Annotated in this window: 32 protein-coding genes, 1 other RNA gene and 1 riboswitch; of the genes, 6 read left to right on the top strand and 27 right to left on the bottom strand. The window is 26.6% G+C overall.

Annotated features, from left to right (window positions below):
- Nucleotides 1-94: 94 nt before the first annotated feature.
- The 13 genes from EIH23_RS10475 to EIH23_RS10415 all read right to left on the bottom strand — a co-directional run bounded on the left by EIH23_RS10475 (nucleotide 95) and on the right by EIH23_RS10415 (nucleotide 11,301).
- On the bottom strand, nucleotides 95-277 hold the full coding sequence (locus EIH23_RS10475; RefSeq protein ID WP_122640240.1) for a hypothetical protein: 183 nt from the start codon (nucleotides 275-277) through the stop codon (nucleotides 95-97).
- 126 nt (nucleotides 278-403) lie between these two features.
- Nucleotides 404-1,138 carry an ABC transporter ATP-binding protein gene (locus tag EIH23_RS10470; RefSeq protein WP_243113397.1) on the bottom strand — a complete coding sequence of 245 codons (735 nt, stop codon included), beginning with the start codon at nucleotides 1,136-1,138 and terminating at the stop codon, nucleotides 404-406.
- A complete protein-coding gene (locus EIH23_RS10465; protein WP_122640238.1) occupies nucleotides 1,107-2,111 on the bottom strand; it encodes an ABC transporter substrate-binding protein in 1,005 nt (334 codons plus the stop codon). The genes EIH23_RS10470 and EIH23_RS10465 overlap by 32 nt, the downstream gene beginning before the upstream one ends.
- A gap of 15 nt (nucleotides 2,112-2,126) precedes the next feature.
- On the bottom strand, nucleotides 2,127-2,891 hold the full coding sequence (locus EIH23_RS10460; protein WP_122640237.1) for an ABC transporter permease: 765 nt from the start codon (nucleotides 2,889-2,891) through the stop codon (nucleotides 2,127-2,129).
- Entirely contained in the window at nucleotides 2,857-3,153 is a 297-nt protein-coding gene (locus EIH23_RS10455; protein WP_122640236.1) for an MTH1187 family thiamine-binding protein, read from the bottom strand. Before EIH23_RS10455 ends, EIH23_RS10460 begins: the two co-directional genes overlap by 35 nt.
- A gap of 90 nt (nucleotides 3,154-3,243) precedes the next feature.
- Nucleotides 3,244-3,343, bottom strand: a riboswitch (TPP riboswitch).
- Between the two features lie 42 nt (nucleotides 3,344-3,385).
- Nucleotides 3,386-4,138, bottom strand: a complete 753-nt coding sequence (locus tag EIH23_RS10450; protein ID WP_122640235.1) for a TatD family hydrolase — start codon at nucleotides 4,136-4,138, stop codon at nucleotides 3,386-3,388.
- Between the two features lie 152 nt (nucleotides 4,139-4,290).
- On the bottom strand, nucleotides 4,291-5,988 hold the full coding sequence (locus EIH23_RS10445) for an ABC transporter ATP-binding protein (RefSeq protein ID WP_122640234.1): 1,698 nt from the start codon (nucleotides 5,986-5,988) through the stop codon (nucleotides 4,291-4,293).
- A 126-nt stretch (nucleotides 5,989-6,114) separates the two neighbouring features.
- Nucleotides 6,115-6,438, bottom strand: coding sequence for an antibiotic biosynthesis monooxygenase (locus EIH23_RS10440; protein ID WP_122640233.1), 324 nt, complete (start codon nucleotides 6,436-6,438; stop codon nucleotides 6,115-6,117).
- 73 nt (nucleotides 6,439-6,511) lie between these two features.
- Nucleotides 6,512-7,459 carry a siderophore ABC transporter substrate-binding protein gene (locus tag EIH23_RS10435; RefSeq protein WP_122640232.1) on the bottom strand — a complete coding sequence of 316 codons (948 nt, stop codon included), beginning with the start codon at nucleotides 7,457-7,459 and terminating at the stop codon, nucleotides 6,512-6,514.
- A gap of 122 nt (nucleotides 7,460-7,581) precedes the next feature.
- Complete coding sequence (locus EIH23_RS10430) at nucleotides 7,582-8,337, bottom strand: iron ABC transporter ATP-binding protein (RefSeq protein WP_122640231.1); 756 nt, start codon at nucleotides 8,335-8,337, stop codon at nucleotides 7,582-7,584.
- A complete protein-coding gene (locus tag EIH23_RS10425; protein ID WP_330566221.1) occupies nucleotides 8,338-9,339 on the bottom strand; it encodes an iron chelate uptake ABC transporter family permease subunit in 1,002 nt (333 codons plus the stop codon).
- Nucleotides 9,329-10,282: an ABC transporter permease gene (locus EIH23_RS10420; protein WP_122640230.1), complete on the bottom strand. Its 954-nt coding sequence runs from the start codon at nucleotides 10,280-10,282 to the stop codon at nucleotides 9,329-9,331. Before EIH23_RS10420 ends, EIH23_RS10425 begins: the two co-directional genes overlap by 11 nt.
- Before the next feature lie 290 nt (nucleotides 10,283-10,572).
- A complete protein-coding gene (locus EIH23_RS10415; RefSeq protein WP_122640229.1) occupies nucleotides 10,573-11,301 on the bottom strand; it encodes a hypothetical protein in 729 nt (242 codons plus the stop codon).
- A 184-nt stretch (nucleotides 11,302-11,485) separates the two neighbouring features.
- Here EIH23_RS10415 and EIH23_RS10410 point away from each other — a divergent pair, with 184 nt between their 5' ends.
- Nucleotides 11,486-12,391: a selenium metabolism-associated LysR family transcriptional regulator gene (locus tag EIH23_RS10410; protein ID WP_122640228.1), complete on the top strand. Its 906-nt coding sequence runs from the start codon at nucleotides 11,486-11,488 to the stop codon at nucleotides 12,389-12,391.
- A gap of 43 nt (nucleotides 12,392-12,434) precedes the next feature.
- Here EIH23_RS10410 and EIH23_RS10405 read toward each other — a convergent pair whose 3' ends face one another.
- The 3 genes from EIH23_RS10405 to pdxR are packed head-to-tail and all read right to left on the bottom strand — an operon-like array spanning nucleotide 12,435 to nucleotide 15,523.
- A complete protein-coding gene (locus EIH23_RS10405) occupies nucleotides 12,435-13,826 on the bottom strand; it encodes an aminopeptidase (protein ID WP_122640227.1) in 1,392 nt (463 codons plus the stop codon).
- A 33-nt stretch (nucleotides 13,827-13,859) separates the two neighbouring features.
- Entirely contained in the window at nucleotides 13,860-14,069 is a 210-nt protein-coding gene (locus tag EIH23_RS10400) for a DUF896 domain-containing protein (RefSeq protein ID WP_122640226.1), read from the bottom strand.
- Nucleotides 14,070-14,092: 23 nt separating this feature from the next.
- Nucleotides 14,093-15,523: a MocR-like pyridoxine biosynthesis transcription factor PdxR gene (pdxR, locus tag EIH23_RS10395; protein ID WP_122640225.1), complete on the bottom strand. Its 1,431-nt coding sequence runs from the start codon at nucleotides 15,521-15,523 to the stop codon at nucleotides 14,093-14,095.
- Between the two features lie 122 nt (nucleotides 15,524-15,645).
- On the opposite strand from pdxR, the gene EIH23_RS10390 reads away from it, so the two are divergent.
- Entirely contained in the window at nucleotides 15,646-16,983 is a 1,338-nt protein-coding gene (locus tag EIH23_RS10390; RefSeq protein ID WP_122640224.1) for a polysaccharide biosynthesis protein, read from the top strand.
- A complete protein-coding gene (locus tag EIH23_RS10385) occupies nucleotides 16,980-17,639 on the top strand; it encodes a hypothetical protein (RefSeq protein WP_122640223.1) in 660 nt (219 codons plus the stop codon). The genes EIH23_RS10390 and EIH23_RS10385 overlap by 4 nt, the downstream gene beginning before the upstream one ends.
- A 62-nt stretch (nucleotides 17,640-17,701) precedes the next feature.
- On the opposite strand, the gene EIH23_RS10380 is transcribed toward EIH23_RS10385, so the two are convergent.
- Nucleotides 17,702-18,898 carry a hypothetical protein gene (locus EIH23_RS10380; RefSeq protein WP_243113391.1) on the bottom strand — a complete coding sequence of 399 codons (1,197 nt, stop codon included), beginning with the start codon at nucleotides 18,896-18,898 and terminating at the stop codon, nucleotides 17,702-17,704.
- Nucleotides 18,899-19,086: 188 nt separating this feature from the next.
- Between EIH23_RS10380 and EIH23_RS10375 the strand changes: the two genes are divergently transcribed.
- Nucleotides 19,087-20,100 carry a hypothetical protein gene (locus EIH23_RS10375; RefSeq protein WP_122640222.1) on the top strand — a complete coding sequence of 338 codons (1,014 nt, stop codon included), beginning with the start codon at nucleotides 19,087-19,089 and terminating at the stop codon, nucleotides 20,098-20,100.
- Nucleotides 20,101-20,132: 32 nt separating this feature from the next.
- Here the strand turns inward: EIH23_RS10375 and ssrS are convergent.
- Together ssrS and EIH23_RS10365 are read right to left on the bottom strand one after the other, a co-directional pair.
- Nucleotides 20,133-20,316: non-coding RNA, 6S RNA (gene ssrS / locus EIH23_RS10370), on the bottom strand.
- A 139-nt stretch (nucleotides 20,317-20,455) separates the two neighbouring features.
- On the bottom strand, nucleotides 20,456-21,265 hold the full coding sequence (locus EIH23_RS10365; protein WP_243113390.1) for a hypothetical protein: 810 nt from the start codon (nucleotides 21,263-21,265) through the stop codon (nucleotides 20,456-20,458).
- 215 nt (nucleotides 21,266-21,480) lie between these two features.
- On the opposite strand from EIH23_RS10365, the gene EIH23_RS10360 reads away from it, so the two are divergent.
- Nucleotides 21,481-21,885: a hypothetical protein gene (locus EIH23_RS10360; protein ID WP_122640221.1), complete on the top strand. Its 405-nt coding sequence runs from the start codon at nucleotides 21,481-21,483 to the stop codon at nucleotides 21,883-21,885.
- A gap of 42 nt (nucleotides 21,886-21,927) precedes the next feature.
- Here EIH23_RS10360 and EIH23_RS10355 read toward each other — a convergent pair whose 3' ends face one another.
- From EIH23_RS10355 to EIH23_RS10325, 7 genes are all read right to left on the bottom strand, one after another.
- The gene (locus tag EIH23_RS10355; protein ID WP_122640220.1) at nucleotides 21,928-22,941 is read right to left on the bottom strand and encodes a LacI family DNA-binding transcriptional regulator; all 1,014 of its coding nucleotides are present in this window, start codon (nucleotides 22,939-22,941) and stop codon (nucleotides 21,928-21,930) included.
- A 237-nt stretch (nucleotides 22,942-23,178) separates the two neighbouring features.
- Entirely contained in the window at nucleotides 23,179-23,373 is a 195-nt protein-coding gene (locus EIH23_RS10350; RefSeq protein WP_122640219.1) for a hypothetical protein, read from the bottom strand.
- A 123-nt stretch (nucleotides 23,374-23,496) separates the two neighbouring features.
- Nucleotides 23,497-23,676 carry a hypothetical protein gene (locus EIH23_RS10345; RefSeq protein WP_122640218.1) on the bottom strand — a complete coding sequence of 60 codons (180 nt, stop codon included), beginning with the start codon at nucleotides 23,674-23,676 and terminating at the stop codon, nucleotides 23,497-23,499.
- Nucleotides 23,677-23,872: 196 nt separating this feature from the next.
- Nucleotides 23,873-24,106 (bottom strand): hypothetical protein, encoded by a 234-nt coding sequence (locus EIH23_RS10340; RefSeq protein ID WP_164489049.1) that lies wholly within the window; start codon nucleotides 24,104-24,106, stop codon nucleotides 23,873-23,875.
- Nucleotides 24,107-24,276: 170 nt separating this feature from the next.
- Nucleotides 24,277-24,498 (bottom strand): hypothetical protein, encoded by a 222-nt coding sequence (locus tag EIH23_RS10335; protein ID WP_122640217.1) that lies wholly within the window; start codon nucleotides 24,496-24,498, stop codon nucleotides 24,277-24,279.
- Between the two features lie 161 nt (nucleotides 24,499-24,659).
- Nucleotides 24,660-24,863 carry a hypothetical protein gene (locus EIH23_RS10330; protein ID WP_122640216.1) on the bottom strand — a complete coding sequence of 68 codons (204 nt, stop codon included), beginning with the start codon at nucleotides 24,861-24,863 and terminating at the stop codon, nucleotides 24,660-24,662.
- A gap of 44 nt (nucleotides 24,864-24,907) precedes the next feature.
- Nucleotides 24,908-25,339, bottom strand: a complete 432-nt coding sequence (locus tag EIH23_RS10325) for a hypothetical protein (protein ID WP_122640215.1) — start codon at nucleotides 25,337-25,339, stop codon at nucleotides 24,908-24,910.
- Between the two features lie 142 nt (nucleotides 25,340-25,481).
- Between EIH23_RS10325 and acpP the strand changes: the two genes are divergently transcribed.
- On the top strand, nucleotides 25,482-25,709 hold the full coding sequence (gene acpP / locus EIH23_RS10320; RefSeq protein ID WP_122640214.1) for an acyl carrier protein: 228 nt from the start codon (nucleotides 25,482-25,484) through the stop codon (nucleotides 25,707-25,709).
- 83 nt (nucleotides 25,710-25,792) lie between these two features.
- Here the strand turns inward: acpP and EIH23_RS10315 are convergent, their stop codons facing one another.
- Entirely contained in the window at nucleotides 25,793-26,014 is a 222-nt protein-coding gene (locus tag EIH23_RS10315) for a hypothetical protein (protein WP_122640213.1), read from the bottom strand.
- Nucleotides 26,015-26,067 lie beyond the last annotated feature (53 nt).

Here is a 26,067-nt window from a genome sequence, read left to right as displayed (position 1 = left end):
TGTTTAATTCCATTATAGTACTTCAATTATATAATAAAAATACTTTTATAAAAAAATAAGAAGTAGCTATATTGCCACTTCTTATTTAGGTTGATTAATCATCTTTTTTCACTTTGTGATATAGTTTTTCACTCTTAGTTTTATTAGTGCCGCAATTTCTTGCCCCTATTTTTTCGCCATCTTTTACTCCGATTTCAGAGCCATGCTCGAAATACATTTTTCTTAATTCTGCATTAGATTTTGGTCTGTCTTTCATTCTATTTTTATTATTGTCCATAAATGCCTCCTGAAACTTTGAATGATATTGACAAGTATAATTTATCCATTTTTACACTTTAATATTCTCACATTACTCTTTTAATAAAAATAGCTTAGATATACAACTATATATCTAAGCTATTTTCTAAAGTAAATTCAATATATCTTTTTTTAATTTTATATAATCATCACTGCCAAACTTATATTTATTTTTATTATTTAATATAAATTCAGCTTTAATACTTGCTGGCTTTTCAGAAATAACGTATATCCTATCAGATAAAGTGATTGCTTCTTCTATATCATGAGTTATAAGCATAATTGTTGAGTTAAACTTTTTTCTAACATTAAGTAGCCACTTTTGCATATTCGACTTAGTTATAGAATCAAGTGCTCCAAACGGTTCATCTAACAACATTAAATCTTTACTATTTATAAAAGTTCTTAAAAAGTTAGCCCTTTGCTTCATTCCACCAGATAATTCACTGGGAAACTTAAACTCATACCCTTCTAAACCAAATTCTTTAAAATAAGGTTTCACTATATTTCTGGCCTGACCTTTTTTATTCTTATTAATAATTAAGGGAATAGATACATTGTCAATAATGTTCTTATATGGCAATAATAAATCCTTTTGTTGCATATAACTTATTTTACCATCTATGTGCATATCTCCACTATCCATTTTAGTAATACCTGTTATTATATTAAATATTGTACTTTTACCACTTCCACTTGGACCTAATAAAGTAATCAATTCCCCTTCTTTTATATCTATGCTTATATTTTTTAATATTAATAAATTATCATAACTCTTACTTACATTTTTTAATATTAGCTTTGCTTTGTTATTCTGGTAAGAATTCATTGGTATATGCATCACTTGCTTTCAAATCCTTTTCTATTAAATTGTACTCTCTTAAAAATTCTGTGTAATTATTCCATACACTATCCTTCATTTCTCCCCATCTACTTGCATCACTTATATATTCATTTGCTAAGAATTTTTGACTTTCTATAGCTAAGGTTTCATCTATTTCAGATGCATGCTTTACTAAGATTTTTGCTGATTCTTCTGGATTTTCTACAGCATAATTATATCCTTTTGATGTAGCATTTAAAAACTTTTTAGCTAGTTCTGGATTTTCACTTAATATAGTTTCATTAGATATTATAACTGGAGTATAATAATCTAATCTTTCATCTAAATCTCTTAATGATATATAATTTAAATCTATACCTTTTTGCTTAGCTTCTATTGCTGTCCAACCTTCAAATATCCACATCATATCTACACTGTTATTTACTGCTGTAAAGAAATCATCTTCTCCAACATCTAAAACTTTTAGTTTAGAAAAGTCTACATTTTCTTTTTTCATAACAGCATCAAGTATTGCATCTTCTGATGGAGATCCCCATCCTCCATAAGTTTTTCCTTCAAAGTCTTTTGGTGAAGTTATATTTTTACTCTTTAAAGATGCAAACCCTGATGTATTATGTTGTATAACTGTTGCTATTGCTTTTATTGGTAATGGATCTTTACTTGTCTTAGCATAAGTAACTTCTTCTTGATAACTAATCCCAAAATCCGCTTTTCCAGTTGCAACTAAAGTAGCTGATCCACCATCAGATGGTTGAACTATTTTTACATTTAATCCTTCGTCTTTAAAGTAACCTTTTTCCAACGCTACATATAATCCAGTATGATTAGTATTAGGTGTCCAGTCTAAGACCATCGTAACATCTTGTAATTCATTTTCACTTTTTGCTTCTTTATTTTTTGTACAACCTGAAAGTACTCCTAAACTTAATGTACTAATTAAAGCTAGTGACATCATTCTTTTTAATTTCATCTTATCTCCTCCTGATTATTTATGTCTTATTATTACTTTTCTTAATATATCTACTATTCCCACGAATATTAAACTAAGTATTACAACTATAATTGTTGATGCGAATACCTTATCAAGTGCATATGCACTTTTTGACCTTACCATGTATACTCCTAAACCTTCTGTTCCTCCAAGCCACTCTGCAACAGTTGCTGATACAACCATGTATGTTGCTGATATTTTCACTCCTGAAAATAATTTATCTAAAGACATTGGAAGTTTTAAATGAATAAAAGTTTTTAATTTTGTACTTTTCATAGTTTCAAATAGATTTAGATAATCTTTATCTATATTTTCTAATCCATCTACAAAGTTTATAAGTATTGGAAAGAAACAAGTTAAATTGACCATTAATATTTTAGGTAAAGTATCAAATCCAAACCAGATTATTAAAAGTGGTGCAATGGTTATAGTTGGAATAGTTTGGGAAACTAATAATATAGGGTATAAGCATTTTCTTATTATACTTACAAAGTCCATAATTACTCCTAAAAACATTGCACTAACTAAAGCCAAAATGAAACCACATATAGATTCATATAAAGTAACTTTTATATTAGCAAATAAAACTTGATAGTCATTAATAAATACGTTAATAATATCTATTGGCGTTGGCAGTATGTATTGAGGTATCTCTTTGTATTCAACAACTAATTGCCAAATAATTAATATTGTTATAAATGTTAATATTGGGTAGATATAATTTTTACTTTTGTCTATGATTTTTAAGCTTGTCTTCAATTGTTATTCCTCCTGCTTTCTCGTCTATCCTAACAGTAGTTATAACTCTTTCGCACCCAAGTTCAAAAGGTAACTTATGTACCTTTTGAATTATTTTAAAGATGTCTTCAAAATCTCCCTCTATAGTTGTACTATTTGCACCAACTTCATATTTTAATCCACTTTCTTCTATGCATTCTATACATGCATCTACAACCTTATACATTTCTTCTTCTCCTCTATAAGGTCTTAAAGGTACTACTGCTATATCTGCTATTACCATTTTATTTCCTCCTTTTAATTTTTAATAAAAAAAGTCCTATCATTAAGATAAGACTTTTTATAATAAAATATAATAATTTATATTATTAATCACTATAATTAACATCCTACCTACGTTGGCATTACCCAAATCAGGTTAAGGGTCGAGATTTTAATCTCCTCTCAGCAAATTAGCTCCCCTGTATGTATTTTTTATTTTCTATATTAATTGTATCATTCTTTAATAACTTGCGCTACTTTTTGTTAAAATTTGTTATTTCTTTTAGTATTTTGCTACAGTGCTCTTTAAATTCTTCAACTTCAACATTTTTAATATCACTTATTTTTTTATATACTTTCTTTATTTCATCTGGCATTCCATAAATATTATTTACCCACTGTAATGCAGTTGGTCCATCAGTTTCTGCTAATAATTGGTTTATTGGAATTTTCTTTATTATCTCATTAGTTTTATCGCTGTACCCTAAATCAACACTTCCAGTAAACAAACACTTTATATCTATTAACTTTTCTAAAGTTTTTTCTTCTCCTGAGTACCAATGTATTATAGTTTGTTCTGACACATCATACTTTTTTATATAATCTAATACTAATTCCTCTGCCCCCTTAGTGTGTACATTTATATATTTATTATATTTTTTAGCAGTTTGTAAAAAATACTCAAATACCTCAATTTGATTTAAATAAGTTTCTTTTTCTTCTACCCAATAAAAATCAAGGCCTATTTCTCCGATCAAAGGGGCATATTTTATATAATTTTCTATTTTATCAAAATTAAATTTATTATTTTTAACTTTACTAGGATGTATACCAAATATAGGTATTATATAATCACTTTTATTTGAGTATCCAATATTTTCTATATAACTTTTTTCATCCATTGCACAAGCTATAGTTATTATTTTTTCTTTATTTATAATATTTATTACTTCATTGACTTTATCCTTACTATAAAAATCTATATGATTATGGAAATCTATATACATCTAGCACCTCCTTTATTTTTATGATATATCTTTAGTCTAAATCAATATTCCTAAACTTTATATTATTTTTTAACAAAAGTCTATCCTAATTTAAATATATTTTTAAGTCTTTCAAATAATAAAGCTAGCAAATTTTGCTAGCTTTATTATAATTATCTATGAAGTTTACTATAAACTCCACCTTTATTTATTAATTCTTCATGAGTTCCTCTTTCTGCAATTCCATTATTAGTTAAAACAACAATTTCATCAGCATTTCTTACAGTAGATAATCTATGAGCTACTACTAAATTAGTTCTATCTTTACTTAACTCTTCTAAAGATGCTTGAATTTCTCTTTCAGTAACATTATCAAGAGCTGAAGTTGCTTCATCAAGTATAATTATTGGTGGATTCTTTAAGAATATCCTTGATATAGAAATTCTTTGCTTTTGCCCTCCAGATAATTTAACACCTCTTTCTCCTATATAAGTATCGTATCCTTCTGGTAGACTTTCAATAAACTCATGTATTCTAGCTTTTTTTGCAGCTTCTATAATCTCATCCTCATTGGCCTCTGGCTTAGCACAAATAATATTATCTTTTATAGTTCCCGTAAATAAAAATACATCTTGCTGAACTACTCCAATATTTTTTCTTAATGATTTTAAACTTACATCTTTAACACTTATTCCATCTATTTTTATATCACCTTGTTCAAATTCATAAAATCTTGGTATTAAACTACATAAAGTAGTTTTTCCTCCACCTGATGGTCCAACTAGTGCTACGGTTTTTCCCGCTTCTATATTTAAATTTAATCCTTTTAATACTTCTTTTTTATCTTCATAAGTAAAAGATATATTTTCAATGTTTATATCTCCTTTTACATCTTTTAACTCTATAGGATTTTCAGCTTCTTTTTCTGTTTCTTCATTAACAATTTCCATAAATCTTTCAAATCCTGTCATACCACTTTGATATTGTTCTGTAAAGTTAATAAGCTTTTTTATCGGTTCAATAAACATCTTTACATATAATAAATATGCTGTAAAATCTCCAAGAGTTATCTTTCCTATATAAGCGAAATATCCTCCTGCTATTAATGCTATAAGTTCAAGTATATCCATAAATAAGTTCATTCCTGAGAAATAATCTGCCATAACTTTATAAGCAGACTCTCTAGCAATCTTAAATATACTATTACTATTGTTGAATTTCTTTAATTCTTCTTTCTCATTACAAAAAGACTTAGTAACTTTCATCCCTGCTATACTATTTTCTAAAGTAGCATTAACATCCCCAGTCTTTACTCTTGTTTCCATAAATGCTTTATTCATTCTTTTTCTCTGTGCAATTGCGAACCACACTAATAGTGGTAGTATTGCAAATATAATAATAGTTAACCCTACATTTATATTTAAAAGTATAAAGAAAGAACCAATAAGCATAACTCCTGATATAAATAAATCTTCTGGTCCATGATGGGCTAGCTCTGATACTTCCATTAAGTCATTAATTATTCTAGACATAGTAACACCTGTCTTATTATTATCAAAATAAGAATTAGGTAACTTTTGTAAGTGAGTAAATACATAATTTCTCATATCCCCTTGCATTCTAACTCCAACCACATGCCCCCAGTATTGCATAAAATGATTTAATATTGCCTTGAAAATAAATATAACTGCAAGTATTATACCAAATATAATTAACATTCTTAAATCTTTATTGGGTACAACATCATTCATAATATCTCTAGTTATCATTGGATAAACTAAATTACATGCTGAAAATAAAAATGCAGCTAAAAGATCTAAGAAAAAAAGCTTCTTGTATGGTTCATAATATTTTATAAAATCTTTTATCATACTAACTCCTCCTATCTATGATTATATATTTTTGTTATAAAATTAGTATATCATATACTTATTACCCAACTAAAATAAATCTACACAATATAAAAGAGATGACTCCTAATAATCATCTCTTTTTAATTACATATTTATATGCTTAACATCATACATATCTACACTTACATTTATTATAAAGTCTGGCTTTTCACCTTTGTTTTTATGACCCTCTTTATGAGCATCGCTAAGTTTAAAGTTTTTATGATCTTCTTGACTTTCCCATCTAAACATAACTATTACTTCTTCATGTTCTTCTTTTCTTAACTTTTGCATTATTGTAACATCAATAAGTCCTTGAGGTTTTTTTCTTTCATTTGTATCATCTTCATTTCTGGGTCTTGAAAATTTATTAATTATGTTTTCTGCATAACCCTTTTTTACTGTAAATTTTTTAGTTTCTATAAACATACTATATCTCCCATTTTTATAAATAAAGTCAGTTTTAAGTTTAAACTTAAAACTGACTTTTTAAGTAATTTTATTATTTTATATTATTTGCTATATCATCTATCATTATATTTATAGAGTTAAGACCACCATCATTTATATACCAAGTATATGCATCTAAATATATTATTTTTCCGTTTTTATATGCATCAGTAGACTTAACTATGTCATTATCTAATACTGTTTCAGCTGTTGACTCTCCTCCTGTAGCAGCTCCTCTATCTAAAACTACTAAGTATTCTGGATTTTGTTCAGCTAAGTATTCAAATGTAACTGTTTGACCATGAGTTGAATCTTCTATCGTTTCATCTGCTGTTTTGAATCCAAGACCTTGATATAATAAAGCATATCTTGAGTTTTCACTATAAACACTTAAGTTTCCTTCATTCACCATAACAGTTAATGCTTCTTTACCATTAACTAATTCTTTAACTTCATTTAATCTTTCTTTTACTTTTGCTAATTCTTCTGAAGCTTTATCTTCCACCTCAAATAATTCAGCTATAGTATTTATATTTTCAGTCACACTTCCTACATAATCAGTATTTTCTTTTGATACTGATATTGTTGGTGCTATCTCACTTAATTGATCATAATAATCTGCTTGTCTTCCACCTATTATTATTAAATCTGGATCTGCTGATTTTATAGCTTCTAAATCTACTTCTTTAACTGTACCAACTTTTGCATATTCATCTGAGTCATATTTTGATAAGTTTTCTGGATACGTTGATGTTGGAACTCCAACAACATTGTCTATTCCTAAAACTTCCATTGTATCTAAAGTAGGTATATCGAATACTACTACTCTTTCAGGATTTTTTTCTACTGTTGTTTCTCCTAAGTCATGAGTTATTGTCATTGTACTTTCTGCTGCTACATTTGTATCTGGAGTAACATTATTTTTATTTTTAGTTAATGCAAATGCTCCTACTAGTCCTATTATTGCAACTCCTGCTATTATTGCTGCTTTTTTATTCATAATATCTCCCTCTCTTTATATAAATTTATTGTATATTGAGTTTACTTCTAATTCAGTATTTAAAATCATTCTCAATTATTTTTCTTTTTATAGGACAATCTTACTAAGATTGCCCTATATTATTAAAAGTAAACACATATTTTATTTCCATTTATCTCTTTTATATCAAAATTCATTTCATATATGTCTTCAAGTACTTCTTTTTGAACTATCTCTTCTGTTTTTCCAACTTTTTCAATCCTACCATTTTTAAGTGCAACTATATTATCAGAATAGCATGATGCAAAGTTTATGTCATGCATGACTAATACGATAGTTTTACCCAAATCATCACAAAGATTTCTAAGAACTTTCATCATTTGAACTGAATGAGACATATCTAAATTATTTAAAGGCTCATCAAGTAATATATACTCTGTGTTCTGAGCTATAACCATAGCTATATATGCCCTTTGTCTTTGTCCTCCACTTAATTCGTCTAAGTACTTATCTTGTATATCAGTTAATTTCATATATTCTATAGCTTCATCAATATATTTTTCATCTTCAGCATTTAAGTTTCCTTGACTATGTGGAAATCTTCCAAATCCAACTAATTCTCTTATTGTAAGTTTTAAGCTTATATTATTTGATTGTTTAAGTATAGCTATTTTTTTTGCTAATTCTTTAGTGTGATAATCACTTAAGTTTTTACCCTCAATAACTACCTCTCCACCATCGCCACTTATAAGTCTAGTAACTATTCCTAAAACTGTACTTTTACCAGCTCCATTTGGACCTATAAATGAAGTTATTTTACCTTTTTCTATATTGAAAGAAACATTATCTACAACATTTCTATCTTTATATTTTTTTAAAATATTTTTTATTTCTATCATCTATTTACTCTCCTTCAATAAAAGCTGTATAAAGTAAATACCACCTATAAAGTTTATTATTACACTTAAAGTTGTGTTAAAACTAAATATATGTTGTACAAAGAATTGACCTCCCACAAGAGTTATCATACTTATTAAAGTTGAACCTATAATTAAGTATTTGTGCTTGTAAGTCTTAAGACCTTCTCTTGCAACGTTAGCAACTATTAATCCTAAGAATGTCATTGGCCCTATAAGAGCTGTTGATATAGATACTAGTACTGAAATCACTATTATCATCTTTTTTACTAATGAATCATAATCAACGCCTAGATTTATTGCTTGTTCTCTTCCCAAAGATAATACATCTAAATACTTTATATCATCATATATAAATGGTACTATAGCAATAATCATTATCATCGATATCATAAGTACGTCTGTGTTAATATTATTTAAACTAGCTATCATACTACTTTGTAAAGCTAAAAATTCATTTGGATCTATTACCATTTGCATAAATGAAGAACCACTTTTAAATAAAGTTCCAAATATCATACCTACAAGCAATAAGAAAAATATATCATTTTTTCCTTTTTCAAATAATATTTTATATAAAAGTATTGATGCTCCCACCATTATAACCACATTTATCACAAAGTTATAACTTTTATTAACTATAAATATACTCGTTGATCCAAATGCAAATACAATTATTGTTTGTACTAATACATACAATGAGTCCAATCCTAGTACACTAGGTGTTAGTATTTGATTATTGGTTATAGTTTGAAAAACTACTGTTGTAAATGCAATACATCCACCACCTAAAACTATTGCTATAATTTTAGGTATTCTTTTTGATATTGCATAATCAAAATGATTCATGTCTATACCGTAGAATAAAAATAATGTTGCAAATACTATTACTAAAGCTCCCATTATATATAGAGTTTTATTTAAACTCGAATTTACTTTGTTAGTTTTTTTATTTATCTTCTTATTTACACTATTAAGCTGCACTTACATTCCTCCTTAATAAAAGGTAAAGGAATATTATACTTCCCATAACACCTACTGTTAATCCTATTGTTATTTCATACGGATATATAACTAATCTTCCAAATATATCACATGCTAGAACAAAAACTGCTCCAAATAATCCCGTATGCCATATATTTTCTTTTATATTGTCTCCTCTGTATAATGAAACTATATTCGGTACGATTAGACCAATATATGGTATACTTCCTGCTGTAACAACTACACATACTGTTACTAATGCAACTATTACTAACCCTAAATTTACTACCTTCTTATAATTAAGACCTAAATTAGTAGCAAAATCTTCACCCATACCTGCGATAGTAAATCTATTTGCATATGCATAGGCTATTATTATCATAGGTATCGTTATGTATAGTATTTCATAGTTCCCTTTTAATATCATGGAGAAGTCACCTTGCATCCATGCACCTACATTTTGTGTAAGATCATATTTATATGCTATAAAATCTGTTATAGATCCTATTATATTCCCAAACATTATACCTACTAATGGAACAAATATTACATTTTTAAATTGAATTTTTCCAAGTATTCTCATAAACATAAATGTTCCTATTAGTGAAAATATAAATGCTACTATTGTCTTAGAAAACATTGATGCCTTTGGCATAAATAACATACATATAACTATTCCAAGTTGTGCTGCATCTATTGTAGCTCCTGTTGTTGGAGATACAAACTTATTTTTACTTATCTGCTGCATTATAAGTCCTGCTATACTCATTCCCATTCCGGCAACTAGAATACTTATTAATCTTGGAATTCTACTTATCATAAATACCATAAGTTTATCCTGATCTTTTGTAAATATATCTATTAATGTTATGTCTTTCGCTCCTAAAAATAAGGATATATAAGATAAAACAATTAATGCTAAAATTAAATATCTCTTCTTCATTACTCCTCCTAATTTAAAGTGATTATCCAATCTACTTGAACACTATCTCCATGTTTTACTGATAATCATTTTCACTCTTTTTACATAGTATCAGTGTTAGATTTTATTGTCAATAATTTTTATCAACTTTTTTATTTTTTTATAATATTTAGTTTTTTTTAACTTTATTTTTATTTATTTGCATTTTTTTCGATTTATTTTATATCTACCCTGTATTTTTCATATTAAACATTATTAATTATATATTTCAATTGACAATAAAAAAAGATTATACATTTGCTATAATCTTTTTACTGGTTAAAATAATCTCTAGCTTGTTTTATTACGAAGCTATCTCCTACTATGTTTATCTTTTCAATTTTTCCATCATCTAAAAATACCATTAATGTTTTATTAGTATTTACGCTATTGTGTATTAACTTATATACTTCTATAGATTTACTCTTACTTACCATATCATAGGCATCAATATTTGGAGTTATATAGTTTAAATATTTATGTAGTTCATCTACAGGATTACCTTCAAACGTATTTAAATTTATACTTTCCATATCACTTAATTCTAATATTCCTTCATTGCTATATTTATCCATTACAATCAAACTACTATCTTCTAGTACTTCATCTTCTTCATATGTTCCGAAATCATATGTTTGAACTTCAACTACTTTATTATTATTTAACTCTATATATAAAGCACTTCCTTCTAATTCATTATCTGCTGTATATTTAGGATATACCAAACCAACTATTCCAGTTTCATTAAGTTCTTCAATAGTTTGAGTATTATTTATTTTATATTTATCTATCCAATAAGTTGTACTATAAGGAGCTCCCATATTATTTAAAACGTAATTATAGTCCTTATTCATTATCTCATTTACATCATTTTGAACTTTTGTCATTGTTTGCTGTTGTTTAGCTCTATTAGTTACTGTTTTTGTTGCACTATCATTTGTACACCCCGTCAAAAATAGACTTGAGATAATGAAACTTGCTACTAATCTCTTTAAATTCATCTTATAGACCTCCTTTTCTATTATTTATGTATAAATTATATAACATTTTTCTAAATTTAATAATATGTATTGTTAATCTGTAATATTTTTGTAATAAGATGCAGTTTTATATGTATTTTAAAAGGTTAATTGCTTTTTGCTTATGATATAATATATTTAATATTAAATCTCAGGAGGTATTTATATGGACTTTAAACAACTTGAGGTCTTTGTATCAGTTGTTAAACATGAAAGCTTTTCAAAAGCAGCCAGAGAATTGTTTCTTACTCAACCTACAGTAAGTTCTCATATTCAAAACTTAGAAAAAGAATTAAATACAGTATTATTAAATAGAAATAATAAAACAATTAAACTTACAGAGTCTGGAGAGATACTTTATAAACACGCTATATATATTCTTAATAATTGTAAGCAAGCTATTTGTGACATAAAAGAATACTCTGGTAAAATAGAAGGTTTAATTGATATAGCTTGTAGTTCTATTCCTGAAACTTATATACTGCCTGGATTTATGAAATCATTTATAAATGATTTTCCACATGTACAATTTAGTATAAATCATTATGATTCACAATATGCTATATCAGAAATTTTAAATGAAAGAATTAGCTTTGGATTTGTTGGAGTTAAACCGAGTAATACCCAAATTGAGTCAATAAAAATATTAAATGATGAACTAGTTTTAATAACTTCTAAAAATTTAAATGTAAAAAATGAAAATGGATACATTGGTATTAATGAGTTGTCTAACTTTAAATTTATTATGAGAAAAGATGGTTCTGCTACTAGAGGATTAATTTTAGATACATTAAAAGAAAATAACTTTTCATATAATAACTTAAATGTTATTGCTCATGTAGAATCAAATGAGTCAATTAAGGAGATGGTTAAACTTGGATTAGGTGTATCTTTTGTGTCGTATATGTCTGCTATAGACTATATAAATGATAATAAGCTTAATTTCTATAGATTAAAAAACATAAAATTTAATAGGAATTTCTATTTTATATATTCTAAACAAAAAGTTCTTACACCACTTGAAAATAGATTTATAAATGAACTATATAATTATTTTAATATAGATAAATAAAGAACTTTAAAATGAATATCAATTCATTTTAAAGTTCTTTATTTTATAATTTTATTTTTTCAAAAAATGCTTTGTATCCTTTGTAAGTTTCATATAAGTCGACTTTTGATATAACCTCATATGGTGCATGCATACTTAGAACTCCTACTCCACAATCTACTACTTCAGCTCCGTAGTTTGCTAACATATAAGCAATTGTTCCACCGCCACCTTGGTCAACTTTTCCAAGTTCACCCGTTTGCCAAATTACATTTGCATTATCAAATACAGTTCTGACATCTGCTAAAAACTCTGCATTTGCATCATTACATCCGCTTTTACCTCTAGCACCAGTATATTTTATTAAAACTACTCCATTACCTGCATAAGCAGAATTTCTTTTATCATATGCATTTGGAAAATTAGGATCATACGCAGCAGAAACATCTGCCGATAATACCTTAGACTTGGCTAAAGCTCTTTTTAATTTTAAGTCCGAATAGTTTTCTTCTAACTCTATAAGCTCTGCTATAATATTTTCAAAAAATCTAGATTGCATACCAGTATTACCGTTTGATCCTACTTCTTCCTTATCTGCACATAATGTTACTACAGTATAATCTACTTCTTCTATATCAAATATAGATGTTATAGCAGCGTATGTACATACTCTGTCATCATGACCATATGAAATGATCATAGATTTATCTAATCCTAAATCTCTAGCTTTTCCAGCAGGTACAATTTCAAATTCTGCTGTTAAAAAATCTTCTTCTATCATCCCATATTTTTCATTTAATATGTTTAATATATTATTAACTATACCTTCTTGTTCTTCAGTTGGTATACTTCCTATTAATAAATTTAAATCTTCACCCTTTATAGCTTCAGATATTTTCTTTTGATTTTGATCTGATGATAAATGTGGAAGAATATCTGTTATACAAAATACAGGATCATCTTCATCTTCGCCTATGCATATATCAACCTTCTTACCATCTTTAAGTATTACTACACCATGTAAAGATAATGGTAATGCTAACCATTGGTATTTTTTTATTCCTCCATAATAATGAGTTTTCAATAAACCTAAATTAGCTTCTTGATATAATGGATTTGCTTTTAAGTCAATTCTAGGTGCATCAATATGGCTTCCTATTATCCTCATTCCTCTTTCAAGAGGATTTTTTCCTATTATAAATAAACAAACACCTTTGTCTTTATTATTTGCATATATTTTATCTCCTGATTTTATACTACCTCTAGTAATAGCATCCTCTAACGATATATAACCATTTTCTTTAGCTTGCTTTATAATTTCTTTAGCACAACTTCTTTCAGTCTTAGACTTATTTAAAAAATCTATATATCCTTTACTATAATTCATAACCTCTTCTAAAGTGTTATTTTTTGTATGAATTTTCCATGCATTTTTAGCTTCATATTTTATCTCCATTTTACCCCTCCTATTTTTACCCTTTTAGCTATATTAATTTTTTTTAGCTTTCATATGCTCTTCATATTCTTCTGGTGATACTACCTTTACACTATCTAATCTTGATCTAAAATGTGCTCTGAAGTTAGCTAAGTACTCTTGTCTTAATATTTCTCTTTCTTTCTTTTCTTCTTCAGTTAAACCTTCATTTTTATTTTTTTTAGCTAATTCATTTATCCTATCTATTTTCTTTTGATCAAACATTTTTGCCTCCTAAATTTTATCTGTTAGTAAAATATTTTATTACTTCTTAACTCTATTTTGTTTTTAAATCTATCAAAAAATTCTTCTAAATTTTCACTTATTATAGATATTCCCTTTTCTAAATCTGCTATACTTGCATTTGCTATATTTATCCTAAAAAATCTATCATCTATTATATTGTCAAAAAAATAAGTCCCCGGAGTTACAGATACACCTTTTTCAAGCATAAATTCATAAAAATCTTGGGATAAATATCCCCTCGGTAACTCTATAAAAAAGTTTATACCTCCATTAGATTTTCTTAATTTTAATTTATCACTTAAATTATCTTCAATTAACTTTTTAGCAGCTTTATATTTTTCACTATATATTTTATCTATTGATTTTAAATAATTATCCCAATCAAAATATTCCATATAATAGTACATTGATTTTTGTATAAGTCCTGGTGTTGATATATCTGAAGAATATTTCGCCCAAAGTATTTCTCTTTGAATCTCATTAGGTATTTCAACTATACCAATTCTAAGACCTGGCATAAGTATTTTTGAAAAACTTTTTATATAAATAACTCTATTTTTATCATCATAACTTCTAATAGTCTTATTATCTTCTGATTCAAAATTAAAGTCACTTATAAAATCATCTTCTAATATATAAAAATCATGTTCTTCTGCTAATTCTATTAATTTTTTCTTTTTATAAGAAGAGTAAGATACCCCAGTTGGATTTTGAAAATTAGGCATTGCATAAATTAGTTTTGGTTTTATCTTTTCTAACTTTAGCTTAAGTATTCCAATATCAATTCCGTCATCAAGCATAGGAATAGATATTATCTTTGCACCTCTACTTTTAAAAACTTCTATAGCCCCATTATATGTTGGTTCTTCCACAAAAACTACATCTGAATAGTTTATAAGCCCCTTACAGACTATATCAATTCCCTGTTGTGCTCCAGATATTATCTGTATACTATCTTTATTTGTTTGTATTGACCTTTTATTTAAATATTCAGCTATTTTTTCTCTTAAGTCTTCACTTCCTAAACCCTCATCATACTCAAAAATTGATGAACCTTCATTGATTAATGCCATGTTTATAGCTTCTTTAAAGTCATCTATTGGAAATATATCTGTTGATGGATTTCCACTATCAAAATGTATTATATCCTTCTCTGTAGTTTTTTTCTTAAATTTCCTATTAGATGCGAAAGTTCCACTTCCAACTACTTTATATATGTATCCTTCATGTTCTAATAATTCATATACTTTTACAATAGTTGAATTATTCACGCCTATACTATTTGCTAATTTTCTTATTGGTGGTAACTTTTCATAATCCTTTATTTTTTTTTCTATTATTAGATTCTTTATATGATTATAAATTTGTAAGTATTTACTAGAGGTATTATTTATATCTAAAATATATTTTCCATTATCATCACCATCTATCATACATTATATAGTATGTATATATAATACCAAAGTTTAGATGAAATGGAAAAATTAAATTTTACAAAGATTAATTATTTTTTAATTATCTTATGAATATATTTAAACATAAGGGGGGTGATTAATTGAGAATACCTAACCTCTTGTTATCAACGATTATATTATTCATATCAAATTTTATTGTAAGGATTCTCGGTTTTTTATATAAAATATTCTTATCCAACACTATGGGCGAAACCGGTTTAGGTATATATCACATGATATTTAATTTTTTAATGATTTGTTTAGCTCTTACTACAACAGGTATACCTACATCTCTTAGTTGTTTAGTCGCTAAAAGAAAGGCACTAAAAAACAATCATGAATTAAATACATTATTTATATCTACATTATACGTGGCATTTATAATTTCATTTGCAATTTCATTATTTATATCTTTCAGTAGTAAATTTATCTCTCTCAAATTGCTTAATGATAAAGATTTAAATTTATTTGTACTCTCAATCTGCCCTGCAGTTGTAATAATAACTATTTCAAATATAATAAGAGGATACTATTATGGAATAAAAAAAGTTACTATACCTGCATTAGGCCAAATTCTAGAACAAGTAAGTAAAATTTTATTCGTATGTTTATTATGTATGTATATAAAGGATAAAGCATTTAATTGTTACATTGCTTTATTAGGTATATCTATAGGTGAAGGTACTAATGTATTATTTATGACCATATGCTTATATAAAAATAATGATTTATCAAAAAATTATACAATAAATATAAATGATTTCATTAATTCTTCAATAGAAACTCTAAAGTTTTCTTTACCAATTACATGTAATCGTATGTCAAATGTATTGTTGCAATCTATAAGCTCAATGATGGTTCCATCTAGATTAGTATTAGCAGGTATTTCTTATTCAAGTGCTTTAAGCATGTATGGAATCATTAGTGGTATGGTTATACCATTTGTTTATCTTCCATTTACTGTTGGCTCTGCATTAGTTGTAAATTTAATCCCCAGTATCTCACAAGAAATAGCACTAAACAAATATAAAAATGTTTTTAAAAAAATAAAGTATTCATTACTACTTACAATTGCTGTTGGAATTTCATCTTCATTACTTTTTTATTTCTTTGGTGAAGAAATATGCTTAATTGTATTTAAAAATAAAATAGCTGGAGACTACTTAAAATCAATGTGCTTAGCTCCTTTATTTTTATCATTAAACCAAACTCTTTCAGGTATTTTACATTCTATAAGAAAAGAATTTGAATCTAGCGTAAATACGATTTTAGGAATGGTTATTCAATTAATAGCTCTCTACTTCTTGCTTCCAATACCTAATTTAAATATATACGCTTACATATATATAATGACTGCTGTTTCTATATTTACCTGTATATTACATAGTGTAGTTTTAATTAATGCTATAAAAAACCTTAAAATTAGGAGGATAAGATGAGTAAAACTAATTCTGACATAAAACCTTTTTATATTTATACTAGTAATGATAAACTTTATATAAAAAATATAAATGAACATACTGAAAAATTATCAAATAACATTTATACTTATTGTGCAAATATTGATTCTCAAAAAAGAATTCATATTTGTTCTATAGATACAACAGGAAGATTAATTCACTTTTTTAATAATAATAGAGGATATTGGAAGAAAACTGCTATCTGTAAAGCATTTAATAATACAAAAAATATTAAAGATATGAGACTTTATATAATAAATAATTACTTAAACTTATTTGTTGTTGAAGAAAGCTCTCTTGATGAAAATATTTATAAAGTATCACATTTTAATTTTTGCCCAGGAAATACTAAGATATCAAAGCATGATATCAACAATATTGTAAAAGATAAAGGACATATTTATAAATTAAACATAGATGATTTATCAAATATTGTCTTTGAGTATAAGGCTTTAAATACTTCTACTAGAGGTGAGTCTAATAATAATACTATTATATTTAATAGTCAATCTAGATTATGGCTAACCCCTAATACATTACTTAGAGATATTAACTATACTTCTAATAATCAAAGTAAATCAAATATTCGTGATGATATATTTGAGTATTGTTATAGTATAAAATATAAAAAATAATATTATATCAAAGATGGTGAACCTAAAATTAGGTTCACCATTTGATTTATACACTATCAAATTTATTTATAAGTTTTTTTACATGTGTTGCATCCATTTGTTGATGTTGTAGATTCACCTGATTGTGTAGATGTAACTGAATCTACACATTGTGTAAAGTCACATAATTTAGAGTAATTATCTACAACTCTCGGAGAAACTTGAGTTGGTGATGCTAATACAACAATTCTCTCGTTTACTAATATACTTACAACCTCTTGCAAGCAAAGTACCACATCTATACCATTAGGTATATCTAAATTATAATAACATTCACAATCAGAAACTTCTACTAAACATAAATATGCTTTTCCAACACAATCAACTGTTAAACTAACTTGATAATCTTGTCTTAATGTAACTGGTCTTCCACTAGCTGGTAAACAACATGATGCTGCAAACGTATTATATGGGAATTGAACTTCTGAAACTCTTTGTAAGCATCCACTTGGAGTTCTAACTGCTGGATATGCCAATGCTATTATTTCTGTACATCCACATTTACCTCTTAGTTCTAATACCAAATCTTTTACAGTTGCAACTAATCCTTTTTGTTTATATGCAACAGATTGACCTTTTTTCTTTTCACAGCAAGTTGTATTTGTATCTCCACATACCTTATATTCAAAAGTTGTATCACAAAGCCCTCTATCATCTGAACATGTTTTAACTACGTTAAAATCTTCTAATCTAGGATCTTCTGATTCTATATCTATTGAGCAGTAGTTCATACATACTTTTTCAATAGTTACACTTACTGGACCTGTTCTTGGAACTGGACCTCTAACTTCAGCAACTTCAATATCATACACCAATGGACCTTGTAAGCTCATTCCATCTGTAAGTGTTTGGAAAACTATACTATCAAATACTCTGTTAGTTTCAATAGCAACTGGTATACTATTACTAGTTGAAAATGTTGATGGAACTATTGGAGTACAACATTCCTCAGAACAAGGATTATTTACACAATTGTCAGATTCAACTTCACATGGTTCACAATCTTCATGATGATGGTGATGATGATGACATTCGCATTCACAGTCACATTCGTGTTCATGTTCATGTTCGCATTCTTTTGGACATGGATTACAATTATCGCTGTGTTTTGGTCTATAAACCCTCTCTAAATCGTCGCTCATTTCTTCTATTTCAGGGTTGTTGACTGCATTCATATGTTTATTAATCATTTTTCTTTTATTCTTTCTAAGATCTTGCATTTCTCATTGTCCTCCCCTTAAATGATTTCTCAATGCCTCGGCTTTACTAGCCTAATTAATATTATGCAGTTTAACTATCTTTTGTGACTTGCCTTAACCTAAAGATAACAATAAAGTAGAATAAAACTTTTTTTTGTAAATATATATATAGTGTGAATATTTTCTTATAAATTAAGTAGGAGGTATATATGAGTTTTATTAATAAATGCTCAACAATAATTAGACGTTCTTCTAAGGATATGTTTTTTATTACCTTTGATAAAGATATATCTTATAATTACTATGATAAAAATAACGAGTTTCTTTTTTCAAAGAAATTGATACGTAATAATTCTATTGATTCTGCAAATTGCTTTTTTAATTTAGATAAATTTGATAATGTATATGGTATTTATAATGATGGAGCTCTAAAAATTTTAACTTCACAAAGTGGATCTTCTAATTTTACGCAAAAAGAGCTCTTAAAATACAATTCTAAAAAGTTTGGTATTTGTTTCCCATATATAAATATTACCAGAAATGATACACATATTTTATACTATGTTTATAATCATAATTCTGCCAATACTTGTGCTCTATTTCATCATTTCAAACATAATGATGTATGGACTGAAAATAAGATAGATTTTATAAATCATATTATTTTAGATAATTTTATTGTTATTTGGAGCTATGATTCCCCTAGCGTATTTTATTTTAATTTAGTAAATGGAATTGAAGAAGTTTTTTTATCTAGATTTAATAAAAGCACACTGACATGGTCCTCACCTGTTCAAATAACTAACTCTAGAAAAAATAAAATTTACTTAAATGTATTGAAAGATAGCATGAATTTTTATCACTTAACATTCTGTGAGAATTTAGATAACGGATACTCTGTAAAATATTTAAACGGTTATTTAAATGATACTTCATTTGATACAGATATATCAACTTATATAACAGGTCCTTCTACATGTATGTATCCTTCTTTTTTAAAAAAAGATTCAACTTTATATTTAATGTGGGTCAATTTTGGAAAATTACATACAAGTTATTCTAAAGATTTAGGAAAAAGCTGGAGTGAACATGAAATTGATGAATATAGTGTTGAAAATGATTTTATGAGAGCTAACTTTTTTTCAAATTATAAAGATGATTTACCTTACAACGTTAATACAGTATTTACAAGTATAGATGATGTAGGAATTTTAGGATTTTAAATAAAAAAGTGTTGCTATAGAGCAACACTTTTTTTAATCCCAAAACACCGGTGGCCCCATAAATTCAGACCCGAGATACTCCCAGGTGGGTGACCTGCTAAATACTTTTAATTTCCCTATGTATGTTAGGGCATATTAGCTGGATTTAGACTCGATCTCCCGTTTAAACTTTGTCGGTTGAATTTAAGAAAGCCTTATCGAATGCTTCAGGATTTATATTATTATTATATAATAAATATAAAAATTTTAAAAGAGGTTTTATATAGTAATTTAAATAATATTGTGAATTAATTCCTACTTTTTCTTTCTTATCCATATTATGTAATTCATACGATTAGATTTAATTTTTTATAAATTAATCGTCTTCATCAGTATCTATATATTCATATTGTTCTTCATCTTCATATTCATCAAATTCTTCGTAACTATCTTCTTCGAAATCATAATCATCTTCTTCATCTTCATAAGATAATCCATCATCATCACCACGTAATAAATTACCTAATAATTTCAGATTACTTATACTTCCTAAGTTATTTATATCAGCCAATGAACTTAAGCTAAATCCACCCTCTCCAAAATCATCAGGTAAAAATAGTTCTGCAAATAAGTCAATCTTTTTCTTTATATCAATAGCTTTTTCTACAGACTCTTTTCTTTTTTCTGGGAAAACCTCTATAATTTCTCTTATCATCATATTTTTTTTATCTTCTTCATCCATTGTTCTAAAAAAATTACTTTCTTCTAAATCATCAGATATATCTATAGCACTTAATTTTTTAATTCCTTTTACTAAATCTAGTAAGCTTTCTATTTTTATAAGAATTTTTTTTTCATCTCGTGACATGTATTTTTTTGTTCTAGTTATGATTTCCATGCCTCTATCTAAATCCTCGTCACTTAATTCCATTAATTTTAACCCCTTACTTATATCATTCATATTAAACTTAAATATATCGTCATTATCACTTGTCGAATTATTATTTTGTTTTCTTCTTCTTTTTATTTTAGTATTAGAATTATGATTATTCTTATTTTTAACTTTAGGCGTCCTACTAGTGGAATTACTTTCTGATGATTTTTTAGATTTATTTTTATTATCAAATAATGATATGTTACCATTACTTAATGCTAGCATTCCAAGTATTAATAGTAGATTATTCAATACAAGTCACCCCTTAAACTATACTACTCCCTCATATATAAACTATGTTTTATTTGATCTTATTGTTACTTTTTTTTATTTAAATTGCATATATATTATCTATAATAAATTTTATTTATTATAGATTTTAAATTTATACTCACCACTTTAACAATATTTCTATATATAAATAATATGAATTATAGACTATAGATATTATAGAAAGGAGCATATTTATGAAAAAAGTAGATCCTAAAACTCTAGAGCAAATGGCTAAAGAAAAAAATATTGATAAAGATAAAATCGAAAAAATTGCAAATGACTATAAAGGAAAATCTGAAAATGAACTTATTGATGAATTGGTTAAAATAGGAAAAACATTAGAAGGGAAAGAGGAGGTTATTTCTAAATTTAAAACATTCCTAGATGAAAACCAAAGAAAAAAATTAGACACTATTATGAACAAAATTTCTGAAGCAGAAGTTCAAGATAAACTTGATCATAAAAAAACAAAACATAAAAAATCCAATAATTCACACTCTAAAGAATTGCAATCTGATGGAAGTGTTGCCCCTAAGACTAAAAAAACTAAGAAAGTAAAAAAAGTTGTTAAAAAAACTAAAAAATCACCTTCTAATTAAATAAAAAAGGCTAGGTTAAATTATTTTAACCTAGCTTTTTTATTATCTTCTTTCGATAACACTTTCTCTTTCTTCTATTCTATATGGTAATTCTATTTTCTTTTCATTTAATTCTTCTTTATTTATCATCTTTATAACCATTCTTATAGCAACTGCCCCCATATCATATAATGGCTGATGTACTGTTGTTAATTTAGGTCTATACATCTTAGCTATCTTTACATCATTAAATCCAGCTACAGATATATCTTCTGGAACTCTATATCCAGCATCACAAATAGCATTTATAGCTCCTATAGCAGCCTCATCCCCTGTTACAAATGCCGCATGAGGTATAATTCCCTCTTCTAGCATTTCTTTCATACTTTTATAACCACCTTCATAAGTAGTAGTTCCATGTTTTATTAATTTTTCATTTAAATTAATATTTCTTTCACTTAGTGCTTTTTCGTACCCAGTCAGTCTTTCTCTTTCTAGTATAGTATCATCTTGACTAGTCATAATAAATGCTATTTTTTCATGACCTTTATCTAAAAGGTATTTTGTCATATCATACGTAGCATCTATATTACTTGTACTTACAGTATATATATCATAATCTCTTGCAGTCTTACTTATGTAGCATGCTGGTATTCCACATCTTTGCATATAATCAACATGCTCTTCTTCTACTTTCCATGATATCATTACAATACCTTCAACTTGCTTGGCTCTTAATAGATTTATACTCTTTAGCTCCTGCTCTTTATCTGAATATGTATTAGCTAAAAGTATCTCATAATCATACATTTTTGCAATTTCTTCTACTCCATTTAGTATTTCATTTGCAAAGGAATCTGACACCTCTGGGATTATTACTCCTATTAATTGACTTTTTTTAGTTACTAAACTTCTAGCTAATGGATTTGGAATATATCCAGTTTCTTTTATTACATCTAGAACTTTTTGTTTTACCTCATCTGTTACCGGCTTTGAATCATTTATAACTCTTGATACAGTGGATATTGATACGCCCGCTTTTTTTGCTACATCTTTTATTGTTATATTACTTTTCATATAAAGCCTCCTATCTTAAATTTATTTAAATTAAATGCGAATATTCAAAATTAAATATTTACTAGTTAACTATTAATTCTACCACAAAGTTTTTTTTTTATAAATATGTTTTCATTCATATTTTCCCATATTATAAATTTATTTATGTAATATTCCCTCAGTATTATAAATAATATCTTATAAAAACAAAAGTGCTGGTATATTATACCAACACTCCTAGATTAATTAATTTCTATTTTAGCAGCCACATCCTCCATCATCGAAGAATCCACCGCAAGAGCAAGTTATTAATAATAAGATTAAGAATGGAATCCAAGCAATTATATCTATATCTTCCCAACAATCACCAAATGCTAAGAATAAGAAGAATAGAACTATAATCCACCATGCTCCTGAAAAACATCCACCATCTCCAAATAATCTACTGAACATAACAAAGTCCTCCCATTTAAAAAATTTTAATTAAACTATAAGCTTAATTAATGGCTAGGGTCATATGACTTTTATCTAACCACCTAATACTTTATTGTATGAAATTCTATCTAAAATGTTACTCTAGTCAAACATTCCACCACAGCTGCAAAGTATTAATAGAACTATTAAGAATGGTATCCAAGCCATTATATCTATATCTACCCAGCTATCACCAAATGCTAAGAATAAGAAGAATAATACTATTATCCACCATGCTCCTGCTCCAAAAAATCCACCGTCTCCAAAAAGTCTTTCTAACATCTTTATGTTACCTCCTGTTGATATATTGAGCTTTCGCTCTTAACATATAATATGCAGGTTGTATTATTTGTGATAATATTTAATGGTATTTTTTATTAAATACTTTTTTAGTAATTTAATATAAATTTTCTTATTCAAAATAAATTGTATATAAAAATTATGGAGCTATTTTCATAGCTCCATAATTTTTATATATTTAGCAGTTACAATCATAATTACTATTATCTAAACATCCAAAATCATCGCCACAACCTATCCCATTACATGAACAAACAATTAGTAATAGGATTAGGAATGGAATCCAGTCTGTTATACATATTTCAGCCCAACATTCTTGGAACGCTAAGAATAAGAAGAATAATATAATTATCCACCATCCTCCTCCACCGCATCCCATAGTTTCAAATAATCTACTTAATTTACTACTCATACAACCTCCCCCTTACTTATCGGTTATAATTATGTAAGTACTAAGTTGTCAAAGTAATAGCACTTCTTTTATATACTATGCAATAATCAAAAAAGTGTTATCATTTTTTAATATATAGTTTATTTATATACAATAAAAAGAGGTCATCACTTGACCCCTCCTTTTTTTAATTAGCAGCATCCACATCCGCCATCAAAATCAAGATTGCTTATGACTAATATTATTAATATTATCCATATTAAAGCATTATCTTCACAGAATATAAAATCTAATAAGTCATCTCCTAATAAAAGTATCACTAATAATATTATTAATATTATTCCTCCACCTCCAAATAATCCGTCTCCAAAGCAACCTCCAAATAAACGAGTTAATTTATCTTGACTAGACATCTTTATACCCCCTGTGTTAATTTTTATAGGTTTTTATTTACCTATTTAATGAATAATATGATTTATAATACTAAATTGTTACATTTTGTCTAATATTTTTATATTTATTTAAAGGCAATAAAAAAAGAAATCTAATCGATTTCTTTAAATAAATTATTAAATTAGCAACAATTATCATCAAAATTAAATAACAATAGAATTATTAAAATTATCCAAATCCATACACTATCATCATCAAAAAAGTCATCTAATAAATCTGTTCCAATCAATAAAAATACTATAACAATTATTAATAATACCCCTCCACTAAAAAGGCCATCATTGCCTCCCAAAAAGCGAGATAAAGTATCTTCTAGTTTCGCCATGACCTTTCCCTCCTTAATAAGTAAAAGGTTAAATTTTGCTTTAACTAAATATATGTTTTAGCTGACAAATAAGTTACTTCTATAAAAGTTTTATTTATTAGTTTATTTAACTCTTCCTCACTAAGTTTATTGTATTTGTCTACATCACTTAAATATTTTTCCTTTTCTTTAGAGTTTGAGATACTATATATTAAACTGTCTATTGATTTTATTCTATAGCTTTTATAGTCGCTAATTAAAAACGATGTCTTAGAGTTCTCTATTCCTTTCTTTAAGCTAATTAATCTTGATATGTATTCATCTTTATTATCTTGTACTACATCCTCTTTTTCAATTACATCTGATAATACCCTATTACTTTCAACTATGTAATTTTTCATCTTTTGCATATCTAATGTTATAGAGTTATAGTATAAATTTGCTAATACGATAATAAAAACACATATAGATGATAATACTAGTCCTATATACTTCATAACAATTCCTCCTATGTTATATTTGTATAATTTATATTCATATTTTAAAACTTTATTACTTTTTATTAATTGCATATTGAAAAAATTTTCATATTATATTAAACTACAATTAAAATTAAGAAACCGTTTAGGAGGTCTAATCATGTTTGAAAAAATAAGAGATATAATTGCCGATCAATTAGGTATAGATAATGTAGATGAACTAACATTAGAAACTTCTCTAAAAGAAGACTTAGATGCAGACTCTTTAGATGCCGTTGAAGTTATAATGGCCATTGAAGACGAGTTTGGTATAGATATACCTGATGAAGAAGCTGAAAACATGAAAACTATAGGTGATATATGCCACTATATAGAAGAAAACAAGTAATTTACATAAAAAAACCTTTTAATTAATAATTTAATTAAAAGGTTTTTTTATATTTCAATAAAAATATAAGATTAAATATCTTTTTAATAACAGCAATCACAATCATCATCAGAATTATTATTTAATAAAAATAAAACAAACACTATTAATACAATCCATATCAAAACATTGTTTTGTTCGAAAAAATCACCACAATTATTACCTGAAAGTGCAAAAAATATTACTACACCAAATATTAAAAATAATATCATTGGGTTGTCATCAATAAAATCAAAACCTCTTACAAGGTCACTTATTTGGCTCATATTTTACCTCCTTAAGTATGTATATATAATTTCTCTAATATATATATGCTATC

The sequence above is a fragment of the Romboutsia sp. Marseille-P6047 genome (assembly GCF_900604535.1).
Lineage (GTDB): Bacteria > Bacillota > Clostridia > Peptostreptococcales > Peptostreptococcaceae > Romboutsia_E.
Note: the sequence above shows the minus strand (reverse complement) of the source record. Positions and strands in the feature narration are given on the sequence as shown.